Raw genomic sequence first — 14,908 nt, forward strand, 5'->3', positions numbered from 1 at the left:
ACGTTCACCTTCCCTTAGGATCGTAGTAGTCTCGAAGCGATTCGCCAAACACATTGCAAACGATCACGACGAACATGACAGCCAGACCGGGGATCCACATCATTTCGGGATGCCCACGAAGCTGCTGACGCGCTTCGTTCATCATCATCCCCCATTCCGGCGTTGGAGCCTGAACGCCTAAACCGAGAAATGAAAATCCGGTTACTTCTAGGATAACCGTACCGATTTCAAGCGCGGCCAATACTAGAATCTGTGTAGAAATGTTAGGAAGAATATGACGCCATACAAGCATCCAGCGACGTGTTCCATTTACGATTGCCGCCTGAATAAAACTTCGTGTATAGACAGAGAGCACCATCCCCCGTACCATGCGAGAGTAATACACCCACTGTGACAAAACAAGAGCCATGATCAAACTCTTAACCCCCGTTCCAAAAATGCCAATCAGCGCAAACGCAAGCACAAGTGTAGGAAAAGCAAGCAGCAAATCACACAGCCTCATGAATGTCGCATCAACCAAGCCACCTTTGAGCGCTGAGAAGGTTCCCACTACCATTCCGATCAAGAGGGTAAATACCATCACAGCAATGGAAATGCCTAGCGAGGTCCTGATCCCCATAAGAAGTCTTGACAGCACACAACGACCAAGGTGATCCGTTCCAAATGGATATTCATGGCATGGCGAGGCAAACTTATGCAGCAGTTCTACGTGGTTCGGATCGTGCGGGGCGAGCCACGGAGCGGCGATACCTACTAAAGCAATTCCTGCTAACAAGACTCCGCAGCCAATTTGGAGTCCCTTATATCGAATTCTTGGGAGAACGCTATTGTTTCGAAGCGCACCAATCATCGGTTACACTCCTTCCTTAATGTTCAAACGTGGATCCAGAATCCTGTACAAGATATCAACAATAAGATTAATTGTAACAATCACAACGGCCATCAGCAGCACATAACATTGAATGACCGGATAATCCCGGTTCAAGATGGACTCTATCAGAAACCGACCAAGCCCCGGCAAACTAAATATTTGCTCGACAATGACCGTTCCGCCCAGCAAATGGCCAAACATGACGCCAGTCGCTGTGATAATGGGAAGCAGCGAATTGGGAAGAATATGACGAAATAAAATGACTGACTCACGTATTCCCCGTATTCGTGCGTATTGTACGTATGACTCTTTCATGTTCTCAAGCATACTGGCGCGAAGCAGACGGGAGAGGAAAGCTACCTGCGAAAAAGCAAGTGTGAGTGTAGGTAAAATGAGATGCTTCCAGCTATGATTCCCCTGTGTTGGCAGCCAGTCTAATTTCAGAGCAAACCAATATACTAGCAAAAAGCCTAACCAATAGCGCGGTATGGATATCCCAATAAAAGACAGAAGTCTGCAGAGCTGATCGAACCATCCTCCTTTGTACAAAGCGGAAAAAGCTCCGAGCGGAATACTAATGAGCAGTGACAGTCCAATGACTGTCACTGCAAGCCTCAATGTGGCTGGAAATTTACCGATAACATCGCTCCAAACCGGTGTTTTGCTGACAAACGAATTTCCAAAATCAAATTGACAAGCCTTCCATAACCAATTGGCAAATTGCATCGGAAGAGAACGGTCCATTCCCAGTTCATTGCGCATGGAGGCGACTGCTTCTTCGGTAGGTGTCAAATTCGACATTCGAAGTATCACCTCGGCTGGTTCAACTGGAACGAGCCGGACCAGGATGAAGGCAAGCAGTGAAATACAGAACAGCTGAACAGGCAATCCCGCCACACGTCTTAGCACATATCTTAGTACTGAACCACTCATTTAGTTGTAATATCCAACGTACCAAATGGGAAATCATATTTGGTCGCGTTGAATTTAAGGCCTGTTAAGTTTTTATGATAAACAGTTATCATGGATTCGTAAGCAGTTGGATAGAACACGGCTCCCTCGTGAATCTGAGTCAAAATGGAGCGGTATAGCTCTACTCGCTTTTTCTCATCGGTACTTGCCAACACTTCCTTGCTCTGGGCATCGATTTGCGGTTTCGTCGACAATCCAAGAAGCGCTTCGTATATGCCTGTTTTCGCTTGTGTACTCGTTGTAACAAAATTATGCGGATCATTAGGTACCCCGTAGGTGCTCCAGAAGTTCAAGTGGTAATCACCCGACTTCAATCTTCCATTGCCTACCATCAGTTCTTCGCCCTTGACCTGCACTTGAACACCAATCTTTGCCAATTCAGCTTGAAGGATTTCAGCCATCGGCTTTTGGATCGCATCGGTACTTACATACACAAGGTCAAGCAATAGTGGTTTGCCATCCTTCTCTCGCACTGACTTACCTGAAGGAAGTTTCCATCCTGCTTCATCTAGCAGCTGCTCTGATTTCTTCGGATCATAGGCATATGGCTTTAGATCAATATTCGAGTAAGGGAAATTACTAGCCATGATCGTATCTGCCTTCTTTTCCAAACCTAAGGTGACGCTTTGGATCATCTTCGCTTTATCAATGCCGTGCTGAATCGCCAGTCGTACATTCATCTCCGAAGTTGGCGCTTTGGCACTATTCAGGATAACTGACCTTGTGGTCAGCGGTTCTGAAGCGCCTGTGTTGTATTTACCAGAATCCCTCAAGTATTTAAAGTTGTCCATGCTAATAATGCCAGCACCAACTATCAAATCAATTTCATGCTTCTCGAAAGCTGTTACTATCGTTTCGGAGTCCGGAATGATGAGTACTTTTACTGTACCCAGCTGGGGCTTTATTCCCCAATAGTTCTCATTGCGACTAAATACGGCATACCCATCTTTCTTATATTCAGTTAGCACCCAGGGTCCGGTACCAATCGGCTTCACGATCGCCTCCGAAGTCTTGCCATCCGAAGGAAATCCAGCATCCGCCAAAAATCGGAATGGGCGAGCAAATGCTAGTTCCTGAAGCAAAGGATAGTAAGGCTTCGTTAGAATCAGACGAATCGTATCATCATTGATTTTTTCCGTTCTATCGAGCACAGTGACAATTCCCATCCAGCTGTGCCGCTGTTTGTTAGCTATAATGGCATCTATATTTTTCTTTGCATTATCCGCGTTAAATACAGAGCCATCGGAATATTTTACATCTTTCCGAAGGTGGAACGTATATACGAGTCCGTCATCTGAAATCTCCCACTTTTCGGCTAAACGCGGAACGATTTTGCCACCTTCCACATAGTCAACAAGTGGCTCATACACCATAGCTTGGGCAAACACTTGACTCGGACCGTATAAATGGGGATTAAGAGGTCCAACATCTGCATTCCAAGCCATCGTAATCATCTTCGGAGTCGTCTCTGATTGTTTCTGGGTGTCAATATCTCCTGCTTTCTTGTCAACACTTGTTGAACAAGCTGCTAGACTTAAGGCTAAGATCAGCATAAGAATAGAGGGTAACTTCGTTTTTATGTATGAAAACATGGGATAATATCTCCTTTTTTAATTTTGGTTACTTGGAGCAACGAAACGGAATATGTAGGCTTGCTCGTATTCGAACAACATGCGATCTTCAATGCGACCGAACCAACGATCATTTGAAGACAGTTCGATATAATTAGTTGGAATCATACGTCGGATACCCACATCGAATTCTTCGCTCCAGAACGCTCCAGCAATATCATCCAGCGAATGCAAATTCATCGGGATAGCTCCACCGCTGTTAATTTTATCCTTAATATCCGGTAAACTTGGATTCCCTCTATAATCTGTGTACGTAGCGTAATAGATGCCCCCAGAATTCAGTGCTTTTTTTATTTTCCTGGCGTGCTCTTTCAAATCGGAGATCAGATAGATGACAGAAATGCTGAAGGCAAGATCAAAGCGATGTTCGAACTTCTCCGGAGTGGATGTTGCTTCATAATGTAGCGGTAAGCTTCCTTTGCGTGAATTAGCCACCTCAATCGACTGACGTGCAAGATCAATACCTACTCCTTCCCTGAACGGCCGCTGCTCGTAGAGAAAACGAAGGAAGCCCCCTTGATTACATCCAAAATCGAGCACATCGCTTCGTTGCAAATCTTCCTCTTCCACAAATCCTAGCACTTTCTTCCAATGGCGAAGATGCTCTTCCTCCATTCTTTGTTCGCCTTCCGTCTTTTCCTGCCACCATATGTCGTACAATTGATCCTTGCTCATTTCAATCTCTTCTCCTTTACACTATTTATATGTAATATTTACGATTATTAGGTGCGTCACACCTATCTAACTCACATCTTTTGCTTCTCTTCTCCTTTAGGAGCATTCGGCGAACGTACAAAGCTGCCTTTATCGTTTATGTCGTAGGTATGTGTATGTTGTTCCTCAATTGGCTTCCCATCGAGTAGATGTTGGTTAACAAGAAGCCGTCCTATCTCAGGTGTAACGTCCTTGTACCAAACCCCTTCGGGGTATACAATGACTACGCAGGCATCTTGACACCGTCCGTTGCAGTGAGTCCTGCTCGTGTGGATGAGCCCGTTCGCCCTTCTTCGGGTAATTTCATCTCGAATTGCCTGTGTGACCTCTTCCCCTTGCCTGCGCATACAGCTGGCACCGTTGCATATTAGTACATGATGGCGCGTTTCTGATAAGTCCCACGTTGACAATAGTGTTCAACCTCCCTGAATTTATTGTAAAAATTACGATTAAAGTTAACATAAAACCAAACGCCCCCATTAAGAACGACAATTATCTCGTTTCAAATTGAGGATTGCGCTTTATAGCTTGGAATGGTTATATTTAATAGTAATATTTACTAATAACAAATTTGATTTTACTTATACAAACGTATATTGTCAATACCACTTTCCCACCCCTTCTCGAGAACACCAGTGATCAGAGGTGGATTTGAATGTAAATACCATGATATTTTCATTTTAGGAAACCGACTTTTATTTGCCTATCTTTGAATATCCTATAAGGATTGCTATAATAGGTCTGGTTTAACGGGTTTCTCTATCATCAGTATAAAGAGGAGTATGTCGAAATGACTAGTTTCAAGTTATATTTCAAATTTGTCAAACCGTATTGGAAACTTGTTCTTATCACCATTTTAATTGGTATGGTGAAATTCGGAATTCCTTTAACCTTACCTTTAATAATGAAATATATCATCGATGATTTGTTGTTGAGTACTATTTCAATAGCAGAAAAAACGCAAAAGCTGATTGAGGTGATGATAGTTGCTTTTGTACTTTTTGTTATTATTAGAGCTCCAATTGAATACCTTCGGCAGTATTTCGCACAATTAACAACGAGCCGCATTCTTTACGATTTACGCAATCAACTTTATGCTCATATACAAAAGCTGTCCTTACGTTACTATCAGAATCATAGAACAGGCGAAATAATTTCTCGAATGATAAATGATGCTGAGCAAACGAAAAGTATAGTTGAAACAGGATTAATGAATGTGTGGCTCGATTTATTCACCCTTACAATCGCTATCGCATTTATGATTCATATGGATTTTGGGCTAACCATGGTTGCTATAGCCGTATTTCCCTTTTACGCCTTTTCTGTCAAAACGTTATATAAAAAACTAAGAAACTTAACCAAATCTCGATCTCAAGCCCTTGCGGAAATGCAAGGCTATTTACACGAGAAGGTAAGTGGAATTCCGGTTATTAAAAGCTTCACTTTAGAAGATTATGAGAGTGAAAATTTCGGTCTAAAAAATAATAAATTTTTAAATCGTGCATTGGCACTGACGAAATGGAATGCTATAACCAATTCCATCATCAATACAATTACGGATACTGCCCCCTTGTTAGTTTTAGCCTATGGAGGATATCAAGTTATTCAAGGGAACCTTACGATAGGAGCATTTGTAGCCTTTTTTGCCTATTTAGATCGCTTGTATAGTCCGCTCCGCCGTTTAGTTAATTCCTCAACCGAATTAACTCAAGCAAGTGCTTCTTTAGATCGTGTAATTGAACTCATGAATGAGCCCTACGACATCATTGATTCTTCACAAGCAAAAATAGTGCAAAAAATAAAAGGGAAAATTGATTTTCAAGATGTTAGTTTTCGTTATGATAACTCATCGGATTGGGTGTTGAAGAACATTCAACTTACCATTCAACCTGGTGAAACGATTGCGTTTGTAGGAATGAGCGGCGGAGGGAAATCTTCTCTAATTAGTTTGCTCCCTCGGTTTTACGATATTCAGCAAGGGAACATTTTATTGGATGATAGGAATGTTAAAGACATCACCATAAAGAGTCTGCGTTCTCATATAGGAATGGTTTTACAAGATAATATTCTGTTTAGCGGAACTGTTCGTGAAAATATACTTTTGGGTCATACAAGAGCTGCCGAAGAAGAGATTATATATGCAGCTAAAGCAGCAAATGCACATGATTTTATTTTGAATCTACCCAATGGATATGATACAGAAATTGGCGAACGGGGAATGAAGTTATCTGGTGGACAAAAGCAAAGGGTTGCCATAGCCAGAGTCTTTCTTAAAAATCCGAGCATTTTGGTATTGGATGAAGCTACTTCAGCACTTGATTTAGAGTCAGAACATTCAATTCAAGAATCCCTCGGTAAATTAGCGAAAGATAGAACAACTTTGATTGTTGCGCACCGACTATCTACAATTACCCACGCTGATCAGATTGTTCTCATTGAAAATGGTGAAATTAGAGAAATTGGAACTCATGAACAATTGATGAAGGAAGGTGGAGCTTATTTCCGGTTGTTTAATGTACAAAATTTAAATGGTGTCGAGTAACTATGTACGATTTCGATTTTTACATTCGTATCTGCTTTATCTGGTCAATTGATGGCTGTGACATTCCTCCAATTGTTCCTATCATAGCGTGCCAAACGAGGTTAAATTTCTTATATTTTAAGAATTTCTTATAAGATCTTTAACTGTAGTAAAATGAGGAGTCTATGAATCATTCATCGCATACAAAAAAGACCACTGCATGGAAATGCAGCAGTCTTCTCAAGCAAATAAAAAGAAGAGCCATTAAAGTGAACTCGAAGCTTGAGTGACCAATGACACCAGCTGCCCGGAATCAAAAGAATCCCCTTTACGCAGCTTTAGTGTTTTTCTTTCCGGTGGGCCATCGAACATGCCTTCTGGAAGCTCCAGTGCGACCGCGCTAAAGATCGTAAAGCTGACCGCGTCTTTCGACGTCGAGATGACAGCAGCGTATTTTCCGTTTTTCAAAAAATGGGGCTTCTTATACTGAATACGTTCTTGCACATCCGGTATGGCCTGGTGGACAACTTCACGCAGATTATTGGACTGTTCCCCCTGCCACATGTCTTTTAACCCTTCAATAAAATCGGTTACTTCCTGATTCATTCTGATTTTCTCCTTTATGTGCGTAATGGTATATTATAATTTTTTTAACATGTTGATTTGGTCCTCTAAATCGGCTTCCATAGCGAATATTCTAGGGTCTCGTGTAGAATTCGTATTCTCTTTGAGCTCCCGCATTTCGATTACAAATGCCTCGCATCCTCTTGGAAACGGCATCCGGAGTGCCCAATCTGCAGCCTCATCTTCTGAATTCACATCGATAAGTATATATCCGGCAATGAGCTCTTGATCTACCGGAAAAGGGCCGGCCTTCACCTCTGGCTCTCCGCCTTGGAATGGATACAATATCCTGATCCCGCTTGAGCTAGGCTGAAGCTCTTCTGCAGCCAGGAGAGCACCGACTCTGGCCAAAGACTTCTTGTACGCAACCATTGCATCGTTGTGCTCCCGACCGATATTTACACCCGCCTCCGAGTACCCTGTCGCCTTGAAAATCAACATAAATCGCACTATCGTTCCCTCCTTGTAGGAAAGATGACTTGATTCAACAGCTAGCTGCCGTAAACCCTTCCCTTACTAAGACGACGAACGGGAAATCCTGTAATCGACACGGCGGCTGAAATAAATTATTTCGATGCTTTAGACGCACAATCAGCAGCCCGGCTCATTAAAAGCTCCTGCTCACGAGCATTCTGGGTCATCGACACAGCCCTTTCAAATTCTGTACGTGCTTCATCGAACCTCCCCAGCTTCACTAGGAGATCACCGCGAACGCTTGGCAGCAGATGGTATCCCTTCAAAGAAGGTTCGGCACGCAGCTCATCGACAATCTGCAGCCCGAAGGCAGGACCAAACGCCATGGATATGGCAACTGCCCGATTTAATTCGACGATCGGCGATGGCGTTACCCTAGAGAGCGCTTCGTAAAGTGCTGCAATGCGGATCCAATCGGTCTCAGCTGCGGTAGGCGCCTGTGCATGGCAAGCAGAAATCGCAGCCTGCAGCGAGTATGGACCGAGCGTGCGTCCAAGTTTCTGGCTGCGCTCAAGTGCAGTCAATCCCCGGCGGATCAGCAAACGATCCCACTGCGCCCGGTTTTGGTCCATCAAAAGTACGGGTTCGCCTGTGGAGCTAACCCGGGTTTTAAAACGCGAGGATTGAATCTCCATTAAGGCTACTAGTCCGTGAACTTCCGGTTCGTGAGGTGCGATCTCGGCAAGTACACGTCCCAGTCTGAGCGCCTCCTGACATAGCAGCGGACGAATCCAGTGATCCCCGGAGGTTGCCGAATACCCTTCATTGAACATAAGGTAAATTACCTCGAGCACAGCAGACAGACGTTCTTTGAGTTCCTCTCCTACAGGCACTTCAAAAGGAACCTTTTCGGTGCTGAGCGTCCGCTTGGCCCGGACTATCCGCTGGGCAACCGTTGATTCGGCGGCAAGGAACGAACGCGCGATTTCGTCAGTGGTAAGCCCGCATAACAGACGCAGCGTTAGGGCAACTCTAGCATCTTGAGATAACACGGGATGGCAGGTCATAAAGATCAGACGAAGGAGATCGTCACCGATCTCCCCGTCCAAAGTACCATCCATGTCTTCCTCTGTATACAAATCAATACCATGGGCAATCTCTACGTATTTCTGGTCGCGCAGTTTGGTCCTGCGCATATAATCGATCGCACGCCGCTTGGCCGTTGTCATCAGCCAAGCACCCGGATTGTCTGGAATGCCAATTTCCTGCCATCTTTCAAGGGCAATCACCAATGCATCCTGAGCAAAATCCTCTGCAAGACCCACATCCCGTACCATTCGCGTTAATCCCGCGATAAGTTTTGCTGATTCAATTCGCCATATCGCATCAATGGTCCGCTGTGTATTGGACAATGTCACCCCTTCTTCTGCTCCAAAGCCTGTTTGCGAAGAATTGCTTCTTTCTTCTGCGATTCGGTATTGTCCGATAACTCCTCAAACTCGAATACTTGTCTGAGCTCAATCTCGCCTTGTCCATATCCGTGAGGATCCGGCATGCGTAGTGCCCATTCTATAGCTTCTTCCCTGGATTTGACTTCGATCAGCGTATATCCCGCAATCATTTCTTTCGCTTCCGTGAATGGACCATCTATAACCTTCGGTTTGCCTCCGGGCTCCGGATAAGAAATCCGGATTCCGCTTGAGCTGGGCTGCAGTCCATCGGCAGCGAGTAAAACACCGGCTTTCACCAATTCCTCGTTATACCTTTGCATGGCATCAATAAGCTCCTGGCTTGGCATAGTCCCCGCCTCTGAATCTGTTGTAGCTTTAACAATCATCATAAATCTCATATATGTTTACCTCCAATTTGTTATGAAGCATCATGTATCGGAGTAGTACCGTCCGAGTAAATCCGCTTCTATGTATACGACGAATCAATCCTTTCTGGATCGACAAACCATATAAATTATTTTTAGGGTCACTCTATTATCTTTTATGCACCCTATTTTTTCGGCGGCAGGTAGTATAATTCCTGCCGCCCATTGTTGACGCTCTGACTAGTGTTGGCATTGGTAGGCAGATAGCTTAGACCACACACCTGGCATAATGCGCCGCATCAAGCTGACAACGAATGAAGAGGCCCCCATACCCTTGGTCATAAAATACTTGATGGCCTCGGCCCGGCGATTAGCTGTAATAAGTTCAGTAACGTGCATTACGAAATTTTTCGGCGGCTTGCGATCGGCAGCATCGACCACGAAAGGTGGTTCATGCAGAGCCAGTTTCGTAATGCTTACCCCTTTCGCTGCTGCTTGTAGCCCATTCTCATAAAATTGCCCAATAACTCAATAGGCTGCCGATAATGCCGGCAGCCTGATGTTATGATGCTATCGTTTTCCGTCGTTGTAGTTAATTTTTGACCGCAGCGATCAAGAGGAAAATAGGACGACGGGTTTCGTCTCTCATTTCTGGATACTTGTCCAATGTTTCTTGCGTTGGTTGAGGTTCGGAAAGTTTCATAAGACTAAATCCTGAGTCAATTAACGCATTAACATAGGTAGCGATAGTTCGATGATATTTGACGACATCATTGTCCAGAAATCTCGCCTGCCGCAGACCTTCTTTCTGGTAATCATCGACAGGCCAGTGCAATCGCTCACCCTCCGAACCATAGTACCAGTCTTGTGCAGCGAGTGCGGTAAAGACCGGATGTTCAACCGAAAGTATGAAAGTTCCTCCTGATACTAGACAATGATGTATTTTACGACATACGATTTCAAAGTGCTCCACATAATGAAGGGCAAGCGAGCTTATCACAACGTCAAATTCCCCTGCCGCAAAATGGATATCTTCAATCGCGAGCCTACGATACTCGATCGCGGAATCATTGTTATTTTCTCTGGCATACGCTAACATTTTCTCAGAGATATCTACACCAACCACTGATCGGGCTTGCTGATCTCGTGCATATTTACAATGCCAACCAAAGCCGCATCCAAGGTCAAGAACTCTTTTATCACGAAGCGAGGGAAACATCGAACGGAGTACAGGCCATTCCCCAGCAGCATTTAGTCGACTAATCGAGCGAGGCATCTCACTGTATTTTCCGAAGAATCCGAGATCATCATATTTATTCTGTTTCATAATAAGCCAAAACTCCCAACTTGAACTTATTTTCTCACTTTACTCAAATCTTAAATATATTGTTTTTTGGTTAACGGTATCTAGAGTTTATCATCAAACTGTGAAAATCTTTATTGAAAATTTTATTAAAATGAAACAATCCTGCCGTTACCCACTTCAACTAGGTAAAAAATGATTATACTTATTCTTAGAGCTGCACTGAAGCTCTTCATTGTGATACTCTTAAAGTACTTTAACGAAACGGAGGGGTTACGTGTGGTACATTTTATCCGAGTTAGATCTTTGCGCGGCTAATTGAATAGCGCTCAAGATTCTGTCTGTGTACAGAGGACTCAGGATAAGTTTGTCCATTTATAACCCTGAATTGATACTTCTATCGGTGATCAAACAACGCGGCTTGAAGTAAGGTGTAACATCCTTATTGACCAAATCGCGGATTGTTTTCTTTCGTCCGATACGATAGTCATTGTCCTCAACTACAGACAACACAAGCAGCTTGCTTGTGTTGTTTCTTTTTATTTCTTAACTTGAAAGGATGATGAACGATGGAACAACTGAAAGAGAAAGCGATTATCGTCGGGGTCCATATTTTGAACCACCCTGATTTTTCATATTCGATGGAAGAACTAAACAACTTGGCTTCAGCATGCCACATTGAGGTGGTTGGTGAGCTAAGCCAGAAGGTCACCCGTGTGATTCCCTCCCATTACATCGGAACGGGTAAAATCCAAGAACTATCGCAGCTAATTACGGAACGGAACGCATCCGTCGTCATTTGCAACGATGAGCTGTCCCCTTCTCAGATTCGAAACCTGGAATCAGCTCTTGCATGCAAAGTCATTGACAGGACGATCCTAATTTTAGACATTTTTGCGGAACGCGCTCAAACTAGAGAAGCACAGCTCCAAGTTGAGGTTGCTCGACTCCAATACATGCTTCCCAGACTTGTAGGACTTCGTGAATCACTTGGTCGTCAAGGAGGTGGGGCTGGTCTTAAAAACCGAGGATCTGGTGAGACTAAGCTTGAACTCGACCGCCGTAAAATCGAAGATCGAATCACGGCTCTGCACTCTGAACTTGAGAAACTCGTAGCCCGTCGTCAAACTCAACGAAAGCAGCGCCGTAAGAACGAGGTCCCTGTTATTTGTCTGGTCGGCTATACGAACGCGGGCAAATCAAGCTTAATGAACGCTATGATCGATTTGTATAATCCGCAGGCCCATAAGCAGGTCTTTGTCAAAGACATGTTGTTCGCCACATTGGAGACTTCCGTTCGAAGCGTCAACTTGCCAGACCGTAAATCATTCTTGTTGACTGACACGGTAGGATTCGTAAGCCAGCTTCCCCACCATTTGGTTAAAGCTTTCCGATCTACGTTGGAAGAAGTCACAGAAGCCGATCTGCTGATTCACGTCGTAGACATCGCCAACCCGAAATATGCACAGCACATTGATGTTACAAATAACACGTTGAAGGATCTGGGAGCGGATCATATCCCGATGATTTTTGCTTATAACAAATCCGACTTGACTGAGCATGCTTACCCCCTTTTAAAAGATGATTTCGTCTACCTATCTGCTCAGCAGAAGCGCGGAATCGAGGAGCTCACTCAACTGATTCGCGAGCGCGTTTTCCAGAATTACATGCAATGTGAAATTGTGATTCCTTATGAACAAGGCCGATTAGTAGCCTATTTCAATGAACATGCCCATGTGCATTCAACGAACTATGAGCCGAATGGTACCCGCCTTACGATGGAGTGCCGAGTATCCGATTTTGAACAGTTTCGAAATGACTTCCTCCAGCTTTGATTTATGAGAGTAACAAAAAGAACAATGGAACAGGAACTTTATTCTCCTGGTTCATTGTTCTTCTTTTTTGTAACTATTTCCGATTGTAGCCCCTCTTTAATGTGAGGGAATCCAACCTATGATTTGTAATACCGTTAAAAGCACCTCAATAACAATAAGAATCACAACGATCCATTCAACGAATAGCCCTCGTATGGAATGACTGATATTTGAAAAACCTTCCAAAATATGATACAAAATATCCGTTTTGCTTTTCAATATTTTAAAGCGATCGTTCAATTCAAAAAATCCCATCATCCCATCGTAAAATTGACTAGCTGTACTGTTAGTCCAAGTCAAATCTGGTTTATCCAAGATCATGATATACGCAAGGGTGTTATACTCGTGACGCACGATTTTTGCGGTCGTTCTTGCCAATTCTTTGTTGCCTACACGAAGCTTTCCTTTTTCAAGTCGGTCTATCATAATTTCGAGGTCATCATGAATTTTCCCAAGCTGTTCTTCAATCTTCTCAAGAGCTACCGATTTGGCGAGGACTGTGGAGATTAATTCAGGGTAAAAGAATTCATACTCAGATACCACCACATACTTGTCAGTCAACTCCATACTTTCGATTTCTTCGATGTGAAGGCTGTAATCGTCCGTGTATCTGTCAGCAGGCTGGAGCTCAATATCTGGCTCGAAGGATTGGATGAATTTCAAAAAGCCAGTGATCTCATCCTTATGTGTGTGATTAACAAAGACAACACTGCCGAAAGAAAACACCAGCACTTGTTGCAAGGTATCCATATCTTTTCTAAGGATTGATTTAAGTATATCGCCTCTTAGGATTAAAGGCTGTTCCCATGTGTATTTTTTGGGAATGCCGCAGTGGATGGCGATTTTGTTCAGGTCAATTTCATTTGTGATGGCCAAAGCCTTAAAAGTAATATCTTTCATTTTCACCACTCATCTGCTTTATAAAAGTCATGCTAACTAGTCTTGACAGAAAAAGTGGGCTTCAATCCTCATGAATTTTAAAAGACGGGTAGCCGTCACATTATTCATTTCTGCTCTTCTATGTTTATTATTTCAAAATTCACTTTAGCATACTTAGAAAAATCACCAACCTCACCAGCTGCAACATATTTTATTTCCCCATTACTTATGGTTCGTTTTTCAGCTGAAGTTCCATATTTTGTTGAACCTAAAGCAGACCCAATTAAATTCATTATTTTTGTCATAAAAATTTAGTTTGAAATTTTTTAGATACTCTTTTTTAAAGGTGACTATTTAATCTTTTAAAGCAAAATCAACTGCATATTCAGCATGAATTTTCGTTGTATCGAATATAGGAACCCTGCAATCCAGTTGAGATATTAATAAGGTAATTTCAGTACAGCCAAGGATAACGGCTTCTACCCCGTCTTGGACGAGACTATTAATTATATCTATGTAGGATTGTTTAGAATTTTCTTTAATAATTCCAAGACAAAGTTCCTGATAGATGATATCGTGTACAATCTTCCTTGCTGCTTCATTTGGAACGATAACATCAAGTCCAAATTTTTCAATAAGTCTTCCTTTGTAAAAATCTTGTTCCATCGTAAAAGCAGTACCGAGTAACGCAACTTTTTTAATTCCACACTTAACAATTTCATCTGCCGTTGCATCAGCTATATGCAGTAATGGAATTGAGACTGATTCTTCTACTTCTTTTGCCATCTTGTGCATTGTGTTCGTACAAATGACAATGAGATCTGAACCACCCAATTCGAGTTTTTGTGCTGAATCAATCATGATTTTTGTGGCTTCATCCCATTTCCCTTCATGTTGAAGAGTCTTGATCTCATGAAAATCCACCGAATACATAAGACTTTTTGCGGAATGGTGCCCGCCTAATTTTTCTTTAATACGTTGATTAATGATCTGGTAATAAAGTAAGGACGACTCCCAACTCATTCCACCTATTAGCCCAATCGTTTTCATAGATAAACACCTCAGAAATAACTTTTTACTACATAATAACAGAAAGCGATTGATTACCCTTATTTACTCCAAAGAATTTGTCCGGCCTCTACCTTGGATAGATGACTTAATTCATAACTTTTTCCGGTTCTTTGGATTTTTAACGGATTTCCGCAATCTGAGTCTCTGCAGCTGATTGGTTACGAATAATGGCGTCAAGGTTATCATGATTGCTATATCCTTTTTAATAAAAAAGAGCA

Annotated in this window: 15 protein-coding genes; 2 read left to right on the forward strand and 13 right to left on the reverse strand. The window is 42.9% G+C overall.

What is annotated here, in order from left to right; genetic code table 11:
* Window positions 1-4: 4 nt before the first annotated feature.
* The 5 genes from QFZ78_RS06555 to QFZ78_RS06575 all read right to left on the reverse strand — a co-directional run bounded on the left by QFZ78_RS06555 (window position 5) and on the right by QFZ78_RS06575 (window position 4,598).
* Window positions 5-850 carry an ABC transporter permease gene (locus tag QFZ78_RS06555; RefSeq protein ID WP_307546221.1) on the reverse strand — a complete coding sequence of 282 codons (846 nt, stop codon included), beginning with the start codon at window positions 848-850 and terminating at the stop codon, window positions 5-7.
* Window positions 851-853: 3 nt separating this feature from the next.
* Complete coding sequence (nikB, locus tag QFZ78_RS06560; protein ID WP_307546222.1) at window positions 854-1,804, reverse strand: nickel ABC transporter permease; 951 nt, start codon at window positions 1,802-1,804, stop codon at window positions 854-856.
* Complete coding sequence (gene nikA / locus QFZ78_RS06565; RefSeq protein WP_307546223.1) at window positions 1,801-3,435, reverse strand: nickel ABC transporter substrate-binding protein; 1,635 nt, start codon at window positions 3,433-3,435, stop codon at window positions 1,801-1,803. The genes nikB and nikA overlap by 4 nt, the downstream gene beginning before the upstream one ends.
* A gap of 18 nt (window positions 3,436-3,453) precedes the next feature.
* Window positions 3,454-4,149, reverse strand: coding sequence for a class I SAM-dependent methyltransferase (locus QFZ78_RS06570; protein WP_307546224.1), 696 nt, complete (start codon window positions 4,147-4,149; stop codon window positions 3,454-3,456).
* A gap of 71 nt (window positions 4,150-4,220) precedes the next feature.
* Complete coding sequence (locus tag QFZ78_RS06575) at window positions 4,221-4,598, reverse strand: (2Fe-2S) ferredoxin domain-containing protein (RefSeq protein ID WP_307546225.1); 378 nt, start codon at window positions 4,596-4,598, stop codon at window positions 4,221-4,223.
* Window positions 4,599-4,978: 380 nt separating this feature from the next.
* On the opposite strand from QFZ78_RS06575, the gene QFZ78_RS06580 reads away from it, so the two are divergent.
* Complete coding sequence (locus QFZ78_RS06580) at window positions 4,979-6,730, forward strand: ABC transporter ATP-binding protein (RefSeq protein WP_307546226.1); 1,752 nt, start codon at window positions 4,979-4,981, stop codon at window positions 6,728-6,730.
* A gap of 243 nt (window positions 6,731-6,973) precedes the next feature.
* Here QFZ78_RS06580 and QFZ78_RS06585 read toward each other — a convergent pair whose 3' ends face one another.
* The 5 genes from QFZ78_RS06585 to QFZ78_RS06605 form a co-directional block, all read right to left on the reverse strand.
* Complete coding sequence (locus QFZ78_RS06585; protein WP_307546227.1) at window positions 6,974-7,315, reverse strand: DUF1801 domain-containing protein; 342 nt, start codon at window positions 7,313-7,315, stop codon at window positions 6,974-6,976.
* Between the two features lie 33 nt (window positions 7,316-7,348).
* The gene (locus tag QFZ78_RS06590; RefSeq protein WP_373460398.1) at window positions 7,349-7,774 is read right to left on the reverse strand and encodes a YciI family protein; all 426 of its coding nucleotides are present in this window, start codon (window positions 7,772-7,774) and stop codon (window positions 7,349-7,351) included.
* A 125-nt stretch (window positions 7,775-7,899) separates the two neighbouring features.
* Complete coding sequence (locus QFZ78_RS06595) at window positions 7,900-9,165, reverse strand: RNA polymerase sigma factor (protein WP_307546229.1); 1,266 nt, start codon at window positions 9,163-9,165, stop codon at window positions 7,900-7,902.
* Window positions 9,162-9,596 (reverse strand): YciI family protein, encoded by a 435-nt coding sequence (locus QFZ78_RS06600; RefSeq protein WP_307546230.1) that lies wholly within the window; start codon window positions 9,594-9,596, stop codon window positions 9,162-9,164. Before QFZ78_RS06600 ends, QFZ78_RS06595 begins: the two co-directional genes overlap by 4 nt.
* Window positions 9,597-10,155: 559 nt before the next feature.
* Entirely contained in the window at window positions 10,156-10,890 is a 735-nt protein-coding gene (locus QFZ78_RS06605) for a class I SAM-dependent methyltransferase (RefSeq protein WP_307546231.1), read from the reverse strand.
* Window positions 10,891-11,435: 545 nt separating this feature from the next.
* On the opposite strand from QFZ78_RS06605, the gene hflX reads away from it, so the two are divergent.
* Window positions 11,436-12,701 carry a GTPase HflX gene (gene hflX, locus QFZ78_RS06610; RefSeq protein ID WP_307546232.1) on the forward strand — a complete coding sequence of 422 codons (1,266 nt, stop codon included), beginning with the start codon at window positions 11,436-11,438 and terminating at the stop codon, window positions 12,699-12,701.
* Between the two features lie 96 nt (window positions 12,702-12,797).
* On the opposite strand, the gene QFZ78_RS06615 is transcribed toward hflX, so the two are convergent.
* The 3 genes from QFZ78_RS06615 to QFZ78_RS06625 form a co-directional block, all read right to left on the reverse strand.
* A complete protein-coding gene (locus QFZ78_RS06615) occupies window positions 12,798-13,640 on the reverse strand; it encodes an RMD1 family protein (RefSeq protein ID WP_307546233.1) in 843 nt (280 codons plus the stop codon).
* A 104-nt stretch (window positions 13,641-13,744) separates the two neighbouring features.
* Complete coding sequence (locus tag QFZ78_RS06620) at window positions 13,745-13,912, reverse strand: hypothetical protein (RefSeq protein WP_307546234.1); 168 nt, start codon at window positions 13,910-13,912, stop codon at window positions 13,745-13,747.
* A gap of 61 nt (window positions 13,913-13,973) precedes the next feature.
* Window positions 13,974-14,669, reverse strand: coding sequence for an aspartate/glutamate racemase family protein (locus tag QFZ78_RS06625; RefSeq protein WP_307546235.1), 696 nt, complete (start codon window positions 14,667-14,669; stop codon window positions 13,974-13,976).
* Window positions 14,670-14,908 lie beyond the last annotated feature (239 nt).

It is taken from the genome of Paenibacillus sp. V4I5 (assembly GCF_030817255.1).
Taxonomy (GTDB): Bacteria; Bacillota; Bacilli; order Paenibacillales; family NBRC-103111; genus Paenibacillus_E.